Raw genomic sequence first — 15,864 nt, 5'->3', positions numbered from 1 at the left:
GCGCTCAAGGTTCTCGGGGGGATCCGGCAGCGCGGGGCGTGCCGGGTACATCTGCAACGACCGGCGGCCCGGGGTGATTCCCGGGGGCGCTCGGCGGCGCCGCTTCGGTCGCGCACCGGGTTACAACGCCATCCGCCCGCCCCCGATTCCGCCTGCGCGGTGCCGCCGACCACAGCCGAACCGGACACCGCCCCACGAGCCCCGCACCGCCCCATCGATCTTGGAGTTGTGGCACCTCGCGAACCTCGGATATCGGACATCCCGGGCGCCACAACTCCAAGATCGGCGAGACGCAGAACGGCCGGCCCCGGAGGGACCGGCCGTTCTCTACGCGTGTCGGGTCACCAGACCTGCTGGACGATGTCCGCCGCCTGCTCCTCCCACTGCGCGTACGCGTACGGGTAGGCGGACACCTGGACCGTCTGCGCGGCGGTGGTCAGCGGCAGCTCCTGCCAGCCGCCGACGTTCTTCAGCGCGCCGAAGAACGCCTTGCTGGAGTACTCCGGGTCGGTGATCTGCTCGGACGTGCCCCAACCGGACGACGGACGCTGCTGGAACAGGCCCTCGGAGTCGTGGTCGTTGTACGCGCCCAGGTGACCCAGGTTGTACAGCTTCGACTCCTGCAGGGAGGTGGCGACGCCGATCACGGCGCCCCGCTCCCCCACGCCCGTCTCCTTGGCCGCCTCGACGATGGCCTTGGCGTTGTCGAGCTGCGCGTCGTCGAGCGGGATGCGCGACTGCGCGCCCTCGACGCCGTGCGGCACGAGCTTCTCCTTGGCCGGGCGGCCGGGCCTGGTCGGCACCTTGTCGCTGCCGGTGGTCTGGCCGGGCTTGACCGCCTCGGTGGCGGTCTTCTTGCCGGTGGCCAGGTCGATGGCGGCCTTGGCGCCGGCGTGCGGGCCGCTGGTCACGGGCGCGGCGACGGCGGTGGGGCCGACTGCCAGGCCGCCCAGGACGGCCACACCCGCCACGCTCAGCACGGTGCGGCGGTTCTTGGCGACGGCGACGGTCTTCGTGACGGCGTTCTTCGCCACGGCGGTCTTCGCGATGGCGGGGAGCCATCGAGTGAAGTGCTGCTTCACGATGGTTGCCCTTTCGATCGTTACGACGCGCTCCGGGATGAGCGCCCCTCGGGGGACTACCGCCGGGTAGGTGTTTGGGTTCCGACGGTACGGGGGACACAACGAGCCCGCTCTGTCGGTCATTCCGGAAATGCCGGGCAGCGCCGAGGCTGCGGTCCATGTCACCCGCGATTCCGGGCAGCAGGGTCGTGCTGCCGCGCAGCGGGACGATCAGGCCGGTACGCCAAACCGGACCAGGACGTGCCAGAGCTGCTTGAGGTGCTGCAGCGTCACCGCGGCCGGTCCCCGGTCGGCCCAGCGCCGCGGCTCGCGTACCACCGACGCGGCTGCGCGGCCGATCAACTCGGCGTGCAGCGGCTGCCCCGGGCGGGCGAACTCGGCGTGCACGCGCACGGCGAGCGGCTGGATGTCCGGCCCGCGGAACTCGGCGTCCACCCCGTCGACCGGCAGCACGAAGCCCGGGTGGTAGCGCAGCGCCAGCCCGTGCCGCCCGGCGATCCCCTCCAGGCGCCGTCCCACGTCGGTGCCCCGGAACGACGGGTCGACCACGAGCGCCTCGACGTCGCGAGCGAGGTTGATCTCGCCGTGCACCTGCGCCTCGATGTAGTCGTCCAGCGCGCGGCCGACCCGCCCGGATTCCCGTTCCCGGCGGCCCAGCAGCGTCCGCAGCAGCGTGCCGGTGTCCAGGCCCGCCACGCCGAGGGCGACGCCGGTACCGGCGGTGGCGCTCAGCAGCGCCGCGAACACCGGCTCGAACACGTCGACGGTGCCGAACTCGGTGGGCCCGATGTGGCTGTCACCGAAGCTGAACGTGGCCCGGGCCAGCGCCTCCGGGCGCAGCCGCAGGTGGCAGGAGCCGAACCGGGGGCACGCGCCGTCGGCGTGGTCGAGCAGGTTCAGGCCGCCGTACTTGGGGCGCTCCGCCGGGGGCACGCCGGGACGCTGGTACGCGCCGCCGAACATCGCCTGCTCCCAGACGTCCCGGTCGCCACCGGGGTACGCGGTCAGGCCGCCGTTGGAGACGCCGGTCTCGAACTGGCTGCGGTAGACGCCCTCCTCGTCCAACGCCTCGACCACTGTGCGGCCGTCGCGCAGCACCCGGTCGGGGTGGAAGTTCAGCGTCAGCCGCCCGTACCCGGTGATCGCGGCGACGACCTCCTCGTACCGGTAGGTGGCCCCGGAGACGGCGAGGTGCCCGGCGATGACGGCGAGCGCCGCCGGACGGTCCCGCAGCGCGACCTGGCGGACGTGGCGCAGCGCGGCGGACTGGGCGTCGGTGAGGGTGGCGACGGGCACGGGCCCGAGTATCACCGGACGTATCGACGCGCGGCCACACGGTTTCCGTGCCCGTCCGGAGCGCACGGGCCGGGAGACGCCGCGCGGGCCCGGACCGGACTGCTCCGGCCGGGCCCGCGCGGGTGGGTGGTCCTCAGTGGCCCCGGGCGATCCACTCGTCCAGGTGCGGCGCCTCGGCCCCGATCGTGGTGTCGTCGCCGTGCCCGGTGTGCACCACCGTCTCCGGCGGCAGCGTCAGCAGCCGGGTGCGGATCGACTCGACGATGGTGCCGAAGTCGCTGTACGACCGGCCGGTGGCGCCCGGCCCACCCGCGAACAGCGTGTCGCCGGTGAAGACCGCGCCCAGGTCGGGGGCGTACAGGCTGCACGCGCCGGGGCTGTGGCCGGGCGTGTGCAGCACCCGCAGCGTGGTCCCGCCGACGGTGATGGTCTGCCCGTCGGTCAGCTCGCCGTCCGGCGCGGTGTCCGGGTGCACCATGTCCCACAGCACCCGGTCGGCCGGGTGCAGCAGCACCGGCGCGCCGGTGGCCCGGGCCAGCTCGGGCGCGACCCGGACGTGGTCGTCGTGGGCGTGGGTGGCCACGATCGCGACCACCCGCCGGTCGCCGATCACCTCGCGGATGGCCGCCACGTCGTGCGGCGCGTCGAGGACGACGCACTCGGCGTCGTCGCCGATCACCCAGACGTTGTTGTCGACGTCGAACGTCTGGCCGTCCAGGGAGAACGTGCCGGAGGTGACGGCGTGGTCGACGCGGGCGGTCACGGGAAGACCACCACCGAGCGCAGCACGTCGCCGTGGTGCATCCGGTTGAACGCCTCCTCGACCTGGTCGAGGGCGATCTCCTCGGTGACGAACGCGTCCAGGTCCAGCCGGCCCTGCCGGTACAGCTCGGTCAGCATGGGGAAGTCGCGGCTGGGCAGGCAGTCGCCGTACCAGCTGGACTTGAGCGCGCCGCCGCGCCCGAACACGTCGAGCAGCGGCAGGTCGACAGTCATCTCCGGGGTCGGCACGCCGACCAGCACCACGGTGCCGGCCAGGTCGCGGGCGTAGAACGCCTGCTTCCAGGTCTCCGGACGGCCGACCGCGTCGATCACCACGTCGGCGCCGAAGCCGCCGGTGGCGGCGCGGATGGCCTCCACCGCGTCGTCCTCGGAGGCGTTGACGGTGTGGGTGGCGCCGAACTTGCGCGCCCAGTCGAGCTTGCGGGAGTCGGTGTCCACCGCGATGATCGTGGTCGCGCCGGCCAGGGCCGCGCCGGCCACCGCCGCGTCGCCGACGCCGCCGCAGCCGATCACCGCGACCGAGTCGCCCCGGGTCACGTTGCCGGTGTTCATGGCCGCGCCGAGACCGGCCATCACGCCGCAGCCGAGCAGGCCGACGGCCGCCGGCCGGGCCGACGGGTCGACCTTGGTGCACTGCCCGGCGTGCACGAGCGTCTTCTCGGCGAACGCGCCGATGCCGAGCGCAGGGGTCAGCTCGGTGCCGTCGGTGAGCGTCATCTTCTGCGTCGCGTTGTGGGTGGCGAAGCAGTACCAGGGGCGGCCCCGGCGGCAGGCCCGGCACTGGCCGCAGACCGCGCGCCAGTTGAGCACCACGAAGTCGCCGGGGGCCACGTCGGTGACGCCGTCGCCGACCTGCTCGACGATGCCGGCTGCCTCGTGGCCCAGCAGGAACGGGTAGTCGTCGTTGATGCCGCCCTCGCGGTAGTGCAGGTCGGTGTGGCAGACGCCGCACGACTGGATGCGGACCACCGCCTCGCCCGGCCCCGGGTCCGGCACCACGATGGTGGTGACCTCCACGGGCGCGCCCTTGCGCCGCGACACGACTCCCCGGACTTCCTGGCTCACAGTGCCTCCCTTGTTGCGTGTTTCTGCACCCCGAACCTACCGCTGATCATGACGCGCGAACCAATGAAGCCCGCCGGATTGTCCTGGTCGTGACCGGGTACCCGGTGTGCCGGTTCTACCAGGTGGGACGGGAGTGATCATGAGGCTGTCGCATGCGCCGCTGCGGGTCGCCATCGGCGCGTACATCCTGAACTCCGGGCTGGGCAAGCGGGGCCTGGAGGGTGAGGCCGCCGCGGGCATGCACGGCATGGCGGCCGGCGCGATGCCGCAGCTGCGGCAGATCCCGCCGGACCGGTTCGCCGTGCTGCTGTCCCGGGGCGAAACGGCGCTCGGCGCGGCGCTGCTCGCACCGTTCGTGCCGTCGTTGCTGGCCGGAGCCGCGCTCACCGCGTTCGGCGCCGGGCTGGTGCAGCTCTACCTGAAGACGCCCGGCATGCGGGAGGGCAGCAGCCTGCGGCCGAGCCAGGAGGGCATCGGGCTGGCCAAGGACGTGTGGCTGGTCGGCGCCGGGCTGACCCTGGTGCTCGACTCGCTGGTCCGCCACCGGCGCTGACGCGCCCGCGTACCGCTGATCCGCCCGCCTCCTCAGACGGGCGCCGCGGCCGTCGCGGCGGCCCGGTCGGCGGCGATCCGGCGTGCGGCGTTGCGGTAGCGCAGCACCTGCGCCGCGCCGAGCGCCCAGAGCAGGAACTGCACGGCGAACGCCCAGCGGAACGCGGACACTGGCGGCGCGTCGTGGCCGGCCGGGGTGGCCAGGTCGAGCACCAGGCCGACGGCCAGGATCAGCACGATTGAGGCGGCGAAACCGCCGACGTTGACGATGCCGGTGGCGCTGCCGATGCGGTGCACCGGGTTGAACGTGCGGGCGTAGTCGAACCCGATCATCGAGCCGGGGCCGTTCACCGCGAGCACCACCACGAGCGCCACCAGCAGCCCGTGCGGCGCCGGGCCGGGCCAGGCCAGCACCACCGCCCACATGCCGGCGGTGGCGGCGGTGATGGCGAAGACCAGCACCGAGCGGTGGAACGGGTAGCGGCCGCACAGGTGCGCGAGCACCGGCCCGCACACGAGCGTCACCATCGTCATCACGGTGAGCAGCCCGGCCGCCGCCGTGGGCGAGAAGCCCTGTCCCTGCACCAGGAACGGGTAGCCCCACAGCAGCGCGAACACCGAGCCGGAGAACTGGGTGACGAAGTGCGTCCACAGACCCAGCCGGGTGCCCGGCTCGGCCCAGGCCTCGGCGAGCTGGCGGCGCACCGTCGCGAGGTCGGGGGCGAGCGCGGTGGCGTGCTCGGCGTGCGGGGTGTCGCGTACCGCGACGAGGACCATCAGCACCACTGTCGCGCCGAGCGCGGCGGCGGTCAGGAACGCCGGGGTCCAGCCCGCGCGGTGCAGCAGCAGCACCAGGGGTACGGCGCCGAGCACCGCGCCGAGCTGGCCGACGGTGCCGGTGAGCTGCACCAGCAGCGGGTTGCGCCGGCCCGGGAACCAGAACGCGACGATGCGCAGCACGCTGATGAACGTCATCGCGTCACCGAGGCCGACCAGCACCCGCGCGGCGACGGCGGCCGGCGCGTCGGTGGCGACCGCGAAGAGGATCTGCCCGGCCACCATCAGCGCGCCGCCGGCCAGCAGCAGCCGCCGCGAGCCGTAGCGGTCCAGCAGCACCCCGACCGGGACCTGCATGGCGGCGTAGACGGCCAGCTGGGCGACGGAGAACGTGGCCAGCGCGGCGGCGTTGATGTGGAAGCGTTCCGCCGCGTCGACCCCTGTGACGCCGAGTGAGCTGCGGTGGAACACGGCTGTGAGGTACGCGGTCAGCGCCACCGCGTACACCAGGGCCGCGGGCCGGCGGGACACGCTCACCGCAGCGTCCCGAGCATCCGCGCGGCGGTGTCGATGTGCCCGGCGACCGCGTCGCGCCACGCCTGCGGGTCGTCGCCGTCGAGCGCGGCGAGCTGGCCCGCGTGCTCGGTCAGGGCCACCTCGGCCCAGCCGGGCGAGAGCCGGAAGCTCGCCTCCCCCATGCGCAGCTGCCGGTCGCGCAGCCGGTGGTAGAGCTCGGCCAGGATCTCGTTACCGGCGGCCTCGACCACCGCGGCGTGGAACGAGCGGTCGGCGTCCATCAGCGCGCTGATGTCACCGGCGGCGTGCGCGCGGCGCATCTCCTCCAGCCACCGGGCCAGGTCGGCGCGCAACTCGGCGCGGCGTGACCACACCCGCTCGGCGGCGTGCAGCTCGACCAGCCGGCGGGCCTCGATGACGTCGGCGATCTCCCGGGCCGACACCGGCCGGATCAGCGCGCCGCGCTTCGGGTAGAGCTTGACCAGGCCCTCGGCTTCCAGCCGCAGCAGCGCCTCCCGGACCGGCGTGCGGGACACACCGGTCGCCTCGGCGATCTCGCCCTCGCTGACGAGCTGGCCACCCGGGTAGACCTGTTCCAGGATGGCCTGCTTGAGGTGCCGGTACGCCCGCTCGGCGGCGGACAGCGCGGTCCGGCTGGGATGCGTCATGTATCTAAGCTTGCTCCCCGGCTGGTCGCACCGATCCGGCGCGGGTCCGGGCAGTGGCGAAGGCCACCCCGGGTCAGGCCCACAACTCCCGCAGCAGCGCCTCCACCTCGGCGGTCCGCTCGATCTGCGGCATGTGCCCGGTGTCCCCGAACAGGTGGCTGCGCGCGTGCGGCAGCCGGCTGCGGGCGTACGCCAGGTGCGCGGCGGGCAGGATCAGGTCGCGGTCGCCCCAGACGAGAAGCGTGGGCAGGTCGAGCGCGGCCACCGCGTCGAGCAGTTCGGCGCGCCATCGCGGCTTCACCCCGCGCCAGGTGCCCAGGTCCCGGACCAGCTCCAGCATCACCCGGGCGGCGTGCGGCTGCCCGGCGACGGCGAGCGCGGCGGCGAGCCGCTCCTCGGTGACGTACGCCGGGTCGTAGAAGATCGCCCGCTCGCTGCGGCGGACGATCCTCGGGTGCGGGCGCAGCAGCAGCGGCGCCAGCGGTCGGATCGCGAGCAGCCGCAGCGCCACCGTCACCTCCCGGCCGAAGCCGGCGCTGTTGAGCAGCGCCAGGCTGGCCGCCCGCCCCGGCGCGTCGACCGCGAGGCGCATGGCGACCGCCCCGCCGAGGGAGTTGCCGACCAGGTGCGCCGGGCCGGTCACCCCGGCCACGTCGAGGAACCGGGCGACCGCGCCGGCCAGGGCGGGCAGCGTGTGCGGTCCGTCCAGCGGCGCGGAGCCGCCGTGCCCGGGCAGGTCCACCGCGAGCACCAGGTGGTCGCGGGCCAGCGCCGTGTGCAGGGCGGTGAAGTCGTCGAGGGTACGGCCGATGCCGTGCAGCAGCACCACGGGCGGGCCGTCGCCGCTGATCCGGCAGCGCACCCGCCGACCGTCGACGGTGCGCTCGTCGGCCGAGGGCAGGACCACTGTCACGCCGTGCGTCCGGGTTCCGGCGCGGCCTCCTCGCCGGTCCGGGCGGACGGTGCCGGCACCTCGGCGGCGGCCGCCGCCGGGCGGGGTGGGCGCATGCCCAGGGCCAGCACCTTGCCGTACCCGGCGGGGGCGACCCGGGCCAGCAGGTCGGGCAGCTTCGCCGACCAGCCGATCAGCACCCGGCCGCGACGCCGCTGAGCGCCGCGCAGGATGGCCTCGGCGGCGGTGGCCGGGTCGATGGTGAGCAGCTTCTCGAACTGCCTGCGCCCGGCCTCGTACTCGGCCCGGTCCACGCCGCTGCCGACCCGGGCGCTGCTGGCGATCCGGGTGCGGATGCCGCCCGGGTGCACCGACGTGACACCCACGCCGTCGTCGGCCAGCTCGTGCCGCAGCGCCTCGGTGAAGCCGCGTACGGCGAACTTGCTCGCCGCGTACGCGGCCTGCCCGGCGGGCGCGATGATGCCGAACAGGCTGGAGACGTTGACCAGGTGCGCGCCGGGCTCGGCCTTGAGCGCGGGCAGCAGCGCGTGCGTCAGGCGTACCACCGCCCGGAAGTTGATCTCGATGACCCAGAGGAACTCCTCCAGGGTGACCTGGTCGAAGCGCCCGCCCAGCGCCACCCCGGCGTTGTTGATCAGCAGCCGGATGCGGGGATGCGCGTGGTGGATCTCGGCGGCGATCCGCTCGGTGGCCCCGGCGTCGGCGAGGTCGACCACGTGCGTCTCGACCCGCAGGTCCGGGTGCGCCGCCGAGATCGCGGCGGCGACCGAGGTCAGGCCGTCGGCGTCGCGGTCGAGCAGGACCAGGTCGGCGCCGCGCCGGGCCAGGCCGTGGGCCAGTGCCGCGCCGATGCCACTTGCCGCGCCGGTGAGGACCGCGGTGCCGCCGGGAAAGACGAGGTCACGCATCGGTTCCTCCCGAGGTGGCGGCGGCGGGCACGCCGGCGCGGGCGAAGCGTACGCCGTCGGTGAGCGGGCCGCGCCGCATCAGGCGTACGTCGCGGGGGTAGTTCTGGTGCAGCCGCCACGGCGCGCGCGGCCCCTGCTTGGGCAGTTGGTCGACGGCGCGCAGCACGTAGCCGGACTTCAGGTCGATGATCGGCGCCAGGTCGTCGGTGTCCGGGGCGAGCGGCGTGACGATCTGCTGGCCGGTGTCGTCGAGGTGGTGCAGCAGCCGGCAGACGTACGTGGCGACGAGGTCGGCCTTGAGCGTCCAGGAGGCGTTCGTGTAGCCGATCGTCATGGCGAAGTTCGGCACGCCGGAGAGCATCATGCCCTTGTAGGCCACTGTCGAGGCGAGGTCGACCTCGGCGCCGTCGACGGCCAGTGTCATGCCGCCGAGCGCGAGCAGGTTCAGGCCGGTGGCGGTGACCACCACGTCGGCGGGCAGTTCCTCGCCGGAGGCGAGCCGGATGCCGTGCTCGGTGAACGTGTCGATGGTGTCGGTGACCACGGACGCGCGCCCGGCCCGCAGCGCGGTGAACAGGTCCCCGTCCGGGACCACGCACAGGCGCTGGTCCCACGGGTCGTACCGGGGCGAGAAGTGCCGCTCGACGTCGTACCCGGCGGGCAGCCGGCCCTTCGCGGCCCGGCGCAGGAACCGCTTCACCACGCCTGGGGCGCGGCGGCTGAGCTGGAAGTTGGCCACCCCGAGCGCGACGTTCTTCCACCGCGCCACCGTGTACGCGGCCGTCGGGGACAGCCAGCGCCGCGCGGCGTCGGCGAACGGGTCGCGCGAGGGCAGCGCGACAACGTACGTGGGTGAGCGCTGGAGCATGGTGACGTGGGCGGCCCGCTCGGCCATCGCCGGCACGAGGGTGACGGCTGTGGCGCCGCTGCCGATCACCACGACCCGCTTGCCGGTGTAGTCCAGGTCGTCGGGCCAGTGCTGCGGGTGCACGAGCGTGCCGGCGTACCGCTCGACGCCGGGAAAGCGCGGCGTGTAGCCCTCGTCGTAGCGGTAGTAGCCGGAGTTGGTGAACAGGAACCCGCAGGTGAGGGTGACGTCCTCGCCGGTGTCGTCACGGCGGGCGTGGACCGTCCAGCGTGCGGTGGCGCTGTCCCAGTCGGCGCGCACCACCCTGTGGTGGAAGCGGATGTGCCGTTCCACGTCGTACTCGCGGGCGGTCTGCCGCACGTACGCGCGGATGGAGTCGCCGTCGGCGATGGCCTTCGGGTCGGTCCACGGCTTGAACGAGTAGCCGAGGGTGTACATGTCGGAGTCGGAGCGGATGCCCGGGTAGCGGAACAGGTCCCAGGTGCCGCCGATGGCGGCCCGGGCCTCCAGCACCGCGTAGGTCTTGCCGGGGCATTCGCGTCCGAGGTGGACGGCGGCGCCGATGCCGGACAGGCCGGCCCCGACGATGAGGACGTCGACGTGGTCTGCGGCCATCGCTTCTCCCGTTCGCACCGGCGGTGGACGGACCCTATCCATGGCCGTCGAGCGCAGTCAACACCGTGTCGAGCTTAATCGACAGGGTGTTGAGCGGGTGTAGCATCAGCCGACATGACCACCGCCCGTACGCCGGCCGGCGGCGCGCCCAGCCGCGGGCGGCGGGCCGGCCGCTCCACCGGCGACGAGCGGGAGACCGCGATCCTGGCCACCGCGGAGCGGTTGCTGCGGCAGCGCGCGTTCGGCGACATCTCCATCGACGACCTGGCGCGCGGCGCGGGCATCTCCCGGCCCACGTTCTACTTCTACTTCCCGTCCAAGGACGCGGTGCTGCTCACCCTGCTGGACCGGGTCACCGAGGAGGCCGACGCGGCGGCCGGCGGGGTGTTCGACCGGCTCGCCGAGGACCCGCGCGCCCGCTGGCGGGAGCTGATCGCCCGGTTCCACGCCACGTTCGGCGGGCACCGGGACGTGGTGCTGGCCTGCGCCCAGGTACGCGGCACCAACGCCGAGGTGCGGCGGCTCTGGGCCGAGGTGCTGGAACGCTGGGTCCGCGCGGTGCAGGCCGCGATCGAGGCCGAACGCGCACGCGGCGCGGCCCCGGACGGGCTGCCCGCCCGGGACCTCGCCATCGCGCTGAACTCGATGAACGAACGCGTCTGGTACGCCACGTTCGCCGGGGACGGCCCGGCCGTGGCCGAGCGGGACGTGGTGGACGTGCTGCTCGACGTCTGGCTGACCGCGATCTACCGGACCACCACCCCGCCGGTCATGCCGTCCGCCGGAACTCCATGATCCAGTTGGTCTCCCAGGCGTGCCCGCCGTCGGTGGAGAACGCCTGCTCCCAGCGGCAGGAGACCGGGGTGATCGCCGACCAGAGGAACCGGCAGCGCACCGGGCGGCCCTCGTCGGTGTCGTCGGCGTGGAACTCGCCGACGCCGCCGGTGAACCGGCCCACCACCGGCGGCAGCTCCAGCACGCCCCGCGCGCTGTGCATCCAGTAGATCGACCACAGCCCGGTCGACGGATTCAGGATGCGCACGCTGGAGCCGGAGAAGCCCCGGCTCGGGCAGCGCATCTCGTCGAAGCTGCCCGCGCCGTCGAAGAACGAGCGGGCCTCGCTGACGCCGGTGAACTCGTCCCAGTCGTCGCTGCCGACGTGCCGCTGCCGCAGGCGCCGGTTGGTCACGTCCCAGGTGCCGGCGAGGAAGTCGAAGTCTCCCATCAGAACCCCACCGGCCCCTCGGCCCGGGCGTCGGCCAGGTAGCCCGCCAGGTCCGGCTCGTCCGGCGCGAGCACGTGCCGGATCCAGGCGGCGCGCTCGTGTTCCAACACGCCCAGCTCCCAGACGCAGCCGACGCCGGGGCGGTCCAGGTCGACGAAGCGGGCCGGGTCGTCGTCCGGGCAGTCCAGCGCGGGCTGGCCGGCGATCGCGATGCGGCACTCGACCACGTTGTCGAAGAACCAGCTGTACGCCAGCAGGTACGCGCCGCTGTCCGCGCCCCGGTGCAGCACCGTCCAGCTCGCCGGCGGGGTGCCGCCGTCCGGCCCGGGCAGCAGCTTCGGCAGGTACGCGTACGCGGCGTCGACCACACGTGGTTCGAGGCGGCGGTCCGGCTGGTCGATGTGGTAACGCTTGACGTGCCGGCCGGCGACCTCGATCGTCCCCGGCACTGTGAGGTCCTTGTCGTGGAAAGCCATGATCGGGACGGTAGGGGCGGTCCCCTGACAGCTAGTGTCAGGAGAATGCGGGCCAGTCGACTCCTGTCCATCCTCCTGCTCCTGCAGGCGCACGGCCGGCTCACCGCCGCCGATCTGGCCACCCGCCTCCAGGTGTCGGTACGCACGATCTACCGGGACGTCGAGGCGCTGCACACCGCCGGCATCCCGCTGTACGGCGAGGCCGGACACGACGGCGGCTACCGGCTCGTGGAGGGCTGGCGGACCCGGCTGACCGGGCTGACCGCCGAGGAGGCCGACCGGCTGCTCTTCGCCGGGCTGCCCGGACCGGCCGCCGAACTGGGCTACCAGTCGGTCGTCGCCGCCGTACAGCTCAAGCTGCGGGCCGCGCTGCCCGCGCCGCTGGCCGACCGGGCCGCCCGGCTGGAACAGCGGTTCCACCTGGACACGCCGGGCTGGTACTCCGACGGCGACCCGTCGCCGTACCTGGCCGAGGCGGCCGAGGCGGTGTGGCGGGAGCGCCGGATCCGGGTGCGTTACCGCGGCTGGCGCGGCGAGACGACGCGCGTGCTCGAACCGTACGGGCTGGTGCTCAAGGGCGGGCGCTGGTATCTCGTGGCCGCCCGGCCGGACCGCGCCGAACCGGCCACCTACCGGGTCAACCAGATCCTCGGCCTCACCGCGCTGGACGAGCCGTTCGAGCGGCCGGAGTTCGACCTGCCGGCCTGGTGGCGCGCCCACGTGGTGGAGTTCCGGGCCGGCCTGCACCGGGACGAGGCGCGCATCCGGCTGTCGCCGCGCGGGTTCGCCCGGCTGCGCGAGGTCGGCAGCGACGTGGTGGTGGCCGCCGCCGAGGCGAGCGCCGGCCCGCCGGACGACACCGGCTGGGTGCACGCGGTCATCCCAATCGAGTCGCTCACCCACGCGCACGGCGACCTGCTGCGGCTCGGCGCCGACGTGGAGGTCCTGTCCCCGCAAGAGCTGCGCGCCCGCCTGGCCGAAACCGCCACCGCCCTGGCCACCCTCTACCACCCACCTCTCCCCCGGTGAGCGGGTTCAGGGGAGGGAGTGGAGGGCCTCGGCCACTGTGGACAGGGCTCGGTCGATCTCGGAGGGCGGGGTGGCCGCGTATCCGAGGACCAGGCCGGGTGGCTGCGGGCGCTGGCCGTGCCAGGACAGCGGGTGGGCCTTGACGCCCCGGCGCAGCGCCTCCGCCGCGAGCGCCAGGTCGTCCACGTCGCCGGGCAGCGTGACCATCAGGTGCAGCCCGGCTGCGGCGCCGTGCACCACCGCCCCCGGCAGGTACGCGCGGACCGCCCGGATCATCGCGTCCCGGCGGCGTACGTGCCGGTGGCGCAGCAGCCGCAGGTGCCGCTCCAGCGCGCCCGACTCCATCAGCTCGGCCAGCACGAGCTGCGGCAGCGCCGCGTTGCCCAGATCCGCCGTCCGCTTCGCGTCCACCACGTCGGCGTGCAGCGACGGCGGCACCAGCGTCCAACCGATCCGCAGGGCCGGCGCGAGCAGCTTGGAGATGCTGCCGGTGTAGCAGACCCGGTCCGGGGCCATGCCGCGCAGCGCCGGCACCGGCGGCCGGTCGTACCGGTGCTCGGCGTCGTAGTCGTCCTCCAGCACCAGTCCGCCGTCGCGCGCCCACCGCAGCAGCCGTCGACGCCGCTCACCGTCGAGCACCACCCCGGTCGGGAACTGGTGCGCCGGGGTGAGCAGCACGGCCGGCGCACCGCAACGCGCGAGCAGGTCCACGCGCAGGCCCCTGTCGTCCACCGGCACCGGCGGCGTCGCCATCCCGGCGTACGTCAGGTGCTGCCGCACGCCGAGCGAGCCGGGGTCCTCCACCGCGACGGTGCGCGTACCCCGCTTGTGCAGCACGCGCGCGAGCAGGCCGAGCGCCTGGGACACCCCGGCCACGACCACCACCTCGGCCGGGTCGGCGCGGATGCCCCGGTTGCGGGCCAGCCAGTTCGCGACGGCCAGCCGCAGCGCGGGCGTGCCGGTCGGGTCGCCGTAGCCGAGCGCGGCGGGCGTCGCCCGGTGCAGCACGGCCCGCTCGGCCCGCAGCCAGGCCGCGCGGGGAAAGGCTGCCAGATCGGGTACGCCCGGCGTCAGGTCCACCCATGCGGGGGCGGCGCGCAGCGCCTCGAAGACGTCGAGGCCGGGCCGGCCGGCGAACACCTCCGGCGCTCTCCTCGGCTCGGGCGTCCGGGCGCGCGCGGCGGCCGGTGTGGCCACCACGACGGTTCCGGCCCGGCCACGCCCGGCCACCTGCCCGTCCTCGCCCAGCCGCTGGTACGCCTCGGTCACCACGCCGCGCGAGACGCCCAGCTCGGCGGCGAGCACCCGGCTGGGTGGCAGGCGGGTGCCGACCGGCGCCCGGCCGTCGGCGATCGCCGAGCGCAGCCGGGCGGCCAGCCAGTCCGCGCGACCGCCGGGCGGAGCCTCCCCGACGTCCAGCTGGAGGAAGTCCGCGCCGACCGATTTGGACCTCTCGGAAACGACGGCTTTGGCCCTGTCCACCGGACCATTATGGCCAGAGGCTGGACGGGTGACCATCGCCTTCCTGCTGACCGCACTCGTCGTCGCCGTCACTCCGGGCACCGGGGTGACGCACACGCTCGCCACCGCCGTGACCGCGGGACGCCGCGCCGGGCTTGCCGCCGCCGCCGGGGCCACGCTGAGCCTCGTCCCGCACGTGATCGCCGCGGTGACCGGCCTGGCCGCGTTGCTGCGCGCCGGCACCCCGGCGTTCCGGGTGGTGACCTGGCTGGGTGTGGCGTACCTGCTCTGGATGGCCTGGTCGGCGTGGCGCGACCGGAGCGCGTTCACCGTCGACGGCGACCGGCCGCCGCGCCCGGCGTCGGCGGTGTTCCGCGACGGGGTGCTGCTGAACCTGCTGAACCCGAAGGTGACAGTGTTCTTCGTGGCGTTCCTGCCGCAGTTCGTCCCACCGGGCGCGCCCGGCGCCGCCCTGCGCATGCTTGCCTGCGGCCTGGTGTTCATGCTGGTCACGCTGCTGGTGTTCGCCGGTTACGCGGTGCTGGCTGGCGCGTTGCGCCGCCGGGTGCTGGCCCGGCCCCGGCTGACCGCGCTGCTGCGGCACGCCGTCGCCGGCAGCTTCCTCGCCCTGGGCCTCGGCCTCGCGTTCACCGCCTAGCACTCGCCTGAAGGAGCAGTTCCGTGCGTTTCCGGCACTCCCCCGAGATCTGGTCGTCTTTTCCCGAGCTGACCTGCGGCGTCCTGCACGCCACCGGGATCACGCCCGACGCCGACGTCACGCCGCGGCTCGCCGGTCACCTCGACGTCGCCCGGGACCGGTTCGCCGCCGGGCCGGAGGGCGGCTTCCCGGAGATCCAGGCGTGGCGTCGCGCGTTCGCCCGGATGGGCTGCCCGCCGACGCGCTACCGCTGTGCGGCCGAGTCGCTGCTGCGCCGGTTGCGCCGGGACGGCGGCCTGCCCCGGCTGCACCCGCTGGTGGACCTCGGCAACGCGCTCTCGGTCCGGTACGCGGTGCCGGTGGCCGTGCTCGACGTGGCCCGCGTCGACGGCGACCTGACCGTGCGCGCGGCCGACGGCACGGAGTCCTACCTGACCCTCGGTGGCGAGTGGGAGCACCCGGCGCCCGGCGAGGTGATTTTCGCCGACCGGGGCGGGCACGCGCACGCCCGGCGCTGGTGCCACCGGCAGAGCGGCGCGTCAGCGGTACGGGCCGACACCGCCGAGGTCATCGTGGTCATCGAGGCGATGCACGCCGGGGCGGCGCCGACCGTACGCCGGATGCTGGACGAGCTGGCGGCGGCGCTGGCCGAGCAGTGGCGCGTGCCGTCACGGACGGGGGTGCTCACCGCTCAGGCGCCGGAGTTCGCCGTGCCCGTCCGGGCCGTCTGACGCGGCGTCGGTCGCGCCGCCCGGCGCGGCCGGCTCGCCGTGCAACTCACGCAGGGCGTCGGCGAGCCGGCCGTCGGCGGTGCCCCACCACTGCCGGGCCAGCTCGACGGTGCGGCCGAGCGAGTCGTCGCCCACCCGCTCGGTGTGCAGCTCGGCGCTCATCATGCGCAGGAAGCGAACGGTCACGGCATCGGACTCATCGGCTATCACGCCCGTACCCTAGCCATCGCCTCCGACGAAA

Annotated in this window: 18 protein-coding genes; 5 read left to right on the top strand and 13 right to left on the bottom strand. The window is 74.4% G+C overall.

The window, feature by feature from the left end:
- Positions 1-341 precede the first annotated feature (341 nt).
- From AMK25_RS17395 to AMK25_RS17380, 4 genes are all read right to left on the bottom strand, one after another.
- A complete protein-coding gene (locus AMK25_RS17395) occupies positions 342-1,082 on the bottom strand; it encodes a hypothetical protein (protein ID WP_198937567.1) in 741 nt (246 codons plus the stop codon).
- 210 nt (positions 1,083-1,292) lie between these two features.
- Complete coding sequence (locus tag AMK25_RS17390; RefSeq protein ID WP_073829420.1) at positions 1,293-2,393, bottom strand: DUF3626 domain-containing protein; 1,101 nt, start codon at positions 2,391-2,393, stop codon at positions 1,293-1,295.
- Positions 2,394-2,511: 118 nt separating this feature from the next.
- Positions 2,512-3,141 carry an MBL fold metallo-hydrolase gene (locus AMK25_RS17385; protein ID WP_073829419.1) on the bottom strand — a complete coding sequence of 210 codons (630 nt, stop codon included), beginning with the start codon at positions 3,139-3,141 and terminating at the stop codon, positions 2,512-2,514.
- Positions 3,138-4,226: an S-(hydroxymethyl)mycothiol dehydrogenase gene (locus AMK25_RS17380; protein ID WP_073829418.1), complete on the bottom strand. Its 1,089-nt coding sequence runs from the start codon at positions 4,224-4,226 to the stop codon at positions 3,138-3,140. Before AMK25_RS17380 ends, AMK25_RS17385 begins: the two co-directional genes overlap by 4 nt.
- Positions 4,227-4,365: 139 nt before the next feature.
- Here AMK25_RS17380 and AMK25_RS17375 point away from each other — a divergent pair, with 139 nt between their 5' ends.
- Positions 4,366-4,779, top strand: coding sequence for a hypothetical protein (locus AMK25_RS17375; RefSeq protein WP_073829975.1), 414 nt, complete (start codon positions 4,366-4,368; stop codon positions 4,777-4,779).
- A gap of 32 nt (positions 4,780-4,811) precedes the next feature.
- Here AMK25_RS17375 and AMK25_RS17370 read toward each other — a convergent pair whose 3' ends face one another.
- The 5 genes from AMK25_RS17370 to AMK25_RS17350 all read right to left on the bottom strand — a co-directional run bounded on the left by AMK25_RS17370 (position 4,812) and on the right by AMK25_RS17350 (position 10,043).
- Complete coding sequence (locus AMK25_RS17370; RefSeq protein WP_073829417.1) at positions 4,812-6,092, bottom strand: MFS transporter; 1,281 nt, start codon at positions 6,090-6,092, stop codon at positions 4,812-4,814.
- Complete coding sequence (locus AMK25_RS17365) at positions 6,089-6,739, bottom strand: GntR family transcriptional regulator (protein ID WP_073829416.1); 651 nt, start codon at positions 6,737-6,739, stop codon at positions 6,089-6,091. Before AMK25_RS17365 ends, AMK25_RS17370 begins: the two co-directional genes overlap by 4 nt.
- A 73-nt stretch (positions 6,740-6,812) precedes the next feature.
- Positions 6,813-7,652 carry an alpha/beta fold hydrolase gene (locus AMK25_RS17360; RefSeq protein ID WP_073829415.1) on the bottom strand — a complete coding sequence of 280 codons (840 nt, stop codon included), beginning with the start codon at positions 7,650-7,652 and terminating at the stop codon, positions 6,813-6,815.
- Positions 7,649-8,560, bottom strand: a complete 912-nt coding sequence (locus tag AMK25_RS17355; protein ID WP_073829414.1) for an SDR family NAD(P)-dependent oxidoreductase — start codon at positions 8,558-8,560, stop codon at positions 7,649-7,651. The genes AMK25_RS17360 and AMK25_RS17355 overlap by 4 nt, the downstream gene beginning before the upstream one ends.
- Positions 8,553-10,043, bottom strand: coding sequence for a flavin-containing monooxygenase (locus AMK25_RS17350; protein ID WP_073829413.1), 1,491 nt, complete (start codon positions 10,041-10,043; stop codon positions 8,553-8,555). Before AMK25_RS17350 ends, AMK25_RS17355 begins: the two co-directional genes overlap by 8 nt.
- 114 nt (positions 10,044-10,157) lie before the next feature.
- On the opposite strand from AMK25_RS17350, the gene AMK25_RS17345 reads away from it, so the two are divergent.
- On the top strand, positions 10,158-10,838 hold the full coding sequence (locus AMK25_RS17345) for a TetR/AcrR family transcriptional regulator (RefSeq protein ID WP_073829412.1): 681 nt from the start codon (positions 10,158-10,160) through the stop codon (positions 10,836-10,838).
- Here AMK25_RS17345 and AMK25_RS17340 read toward each other — a convergent pair.
- Complete coding sequence (locus tag AMK25_RS17340; protein ID WP_073829411.1) at positions 10,813-11,268, bottom strand: hypothetical protein; 456 nt, start codon at positions 11,266-11,268, stop codon at positions 10,813-10,815. The two genes, AMK25_RS17345 and AMK25_RS17340, sit on opposite strands and share 26 nt — an antisense overlap.
- Positions 11,268-11,744, bottom strand: coding sequence for a hypothetical protein (locus tag AMK25_RS17335; protein WP_073829410.1), 477 nt, complete (start codon positions 11,742-11,744; stop codon positions 11,268-11,270). Before AMK25_RS17335 ends, AMK25_RS17340 begins: the two co-directional genes overlap by 1 nt.
- A 45-nt stretch (positions 11,745-11,789) precedes the next feature.
- Here AMK25_RS17335 and AMK25_RS17330 point away from each other — a divergent pair, with 45 nt between their 5' ends.
- Entirely contained in the window at positions 11,790-12,773 is a 984-nt protein-coding gene (locus AMK25_RS17330) for a helix-turn-helix transcriptional regulator (protein WP_073829409.1), read from the top strand.
- Positions 12,774-12,779: 6 nt separating this feature from the next.
- On the opposite strand, the gene pdxR is transcribed toward AMK25_RS17330, so the two are convergent.
- Positions 12,780-14,255, bottom strand: coding sequence for a MocR-like pyridoxine biosynthesis transcription factor PdxR (pdxR, locus tag AMK25_RS17325; RefSeq protein ID WP_073829408.1), 1,476 nt, complete (start codon positions 14,253-14,255; stop codon positions 12,780-12,782).
- A gap of 28 nt (positions 14,256-14,283) precedes the next feature.
- On the opposite strand from pdxR, the gene AMK25_RS17320 reads away from it, so the two are divergent.
- Both AMK25_RS17320 and AMK25_RS17315 read left to right on the top strand, forming a co-directional pair.
- Positions 14,284-14,892 carry a LysE family translocator gene (locus AMK25_RS17320; protein ID WP_073829407.1) on the top strand — a complete coding sequence of 203 codons (609 nt, stop codon included), beginning with the start codon at positions 14,284-14,286 and terminating at the stop codon, positions 14,890-14,892.
- Between the two features lie 23 nt (positions 14,893-14,915).
- Positions 14,916-15,623, top strand: a complete 708-nt coding sequence (locus AMK25_RS17315) for a B3/B4 domain-containing protein (protein WP_073829406.1) — start codon at positions 14,916-14,918, stop codon at positions 15,621-15,623.
- Here the strand turns inward: AMK25_RS17315 and AMK25_RS32740 are convergent.
- Entirely contained in the window at positions 15,561-15,809 is a 249-nt protein-coding gene (locus AMK25_RS32740) for a hypothetical protein (protein ID WP_241826393.1), read from the bottom strand. The two genes, AMK25_RS17315 and AMK25_RS32740, sit on opposite strands and share 63 nt — an antisense overlap.
- Between the last annotated feature and the right edge of the window lie 55 nt (positions 15,810-15,864).

This window comes from Micromonospora sp. TSRI0369, from assembly GCF_001905625.1.
Lineage (GTDB): Bacteria > Actinomycetota > Actinomycetes > Mycobacteriales > Micromonosporaceae > Micromonospora > Micromonospora echinospora_A.
Note: the sequence above shows the minus strand (reverse complement) of the source record. Positions and strands in the feature narration are given on the sequence as shown.

Coding starts and splice junctions, on each gene's coding strand:
- AMK25_RS17375 (WP_073829975.1), top strand. CDS start 4,366: ATGAGGCTGTCGCATGCGCCGCTGCGGGTCGCCATCGGCGCGTACATC.
- AMK25_RS17365 (WP_073829416.1), bottom strand. CDS start 6,739: ATGACGCATCCCAGCCGGACCGCGCTGTCCGCCGCCGAGCGGGCGTAC.
- AMK25_RS17355 (WP_073829414.1), bottom strand. CDS start 8,560: ATGCGTGACCTCGTCTTTCCCGGCGGCACCGCGGTCCTCACCGGCGCG.
- AMK25_RS17350 (WP_073829413.1), bottom strand. CDS start 10,043: ATGGCCGCAGACCACGTCGACGTCCTCATCGTCGGGGCCGGCCTGTCC.
- AMK25_RS17345 (WP_073829412.1), top strand. CDS start 10,158: ATGACCACCGCCCGTACGCCGGCCGGCGGCGCGCCCAGCCGCGGGCGG.
- AMK25_RS17340 (WP_073829411.1), bottom strand. CDS start 11,268: ATGGGAGACTTCGACTTCCTCGCCGGCACCTGGGACGTGACCAACCGG.
- AMK25_RS17335 (WP_073829410.1), bottom strand. CDS start 11,744: ATGGCTTTCCACGACAAGGACCTCACAGTGCCGGGGACGATCGAGGTC.
- AMK25_RS17330 (WP_073829409.1), top strand. CDS start 11,790: ATGCGGGCCAGTCGACTCCTGTCCATCCTCCTGCTCCTGCAGGCGCAC.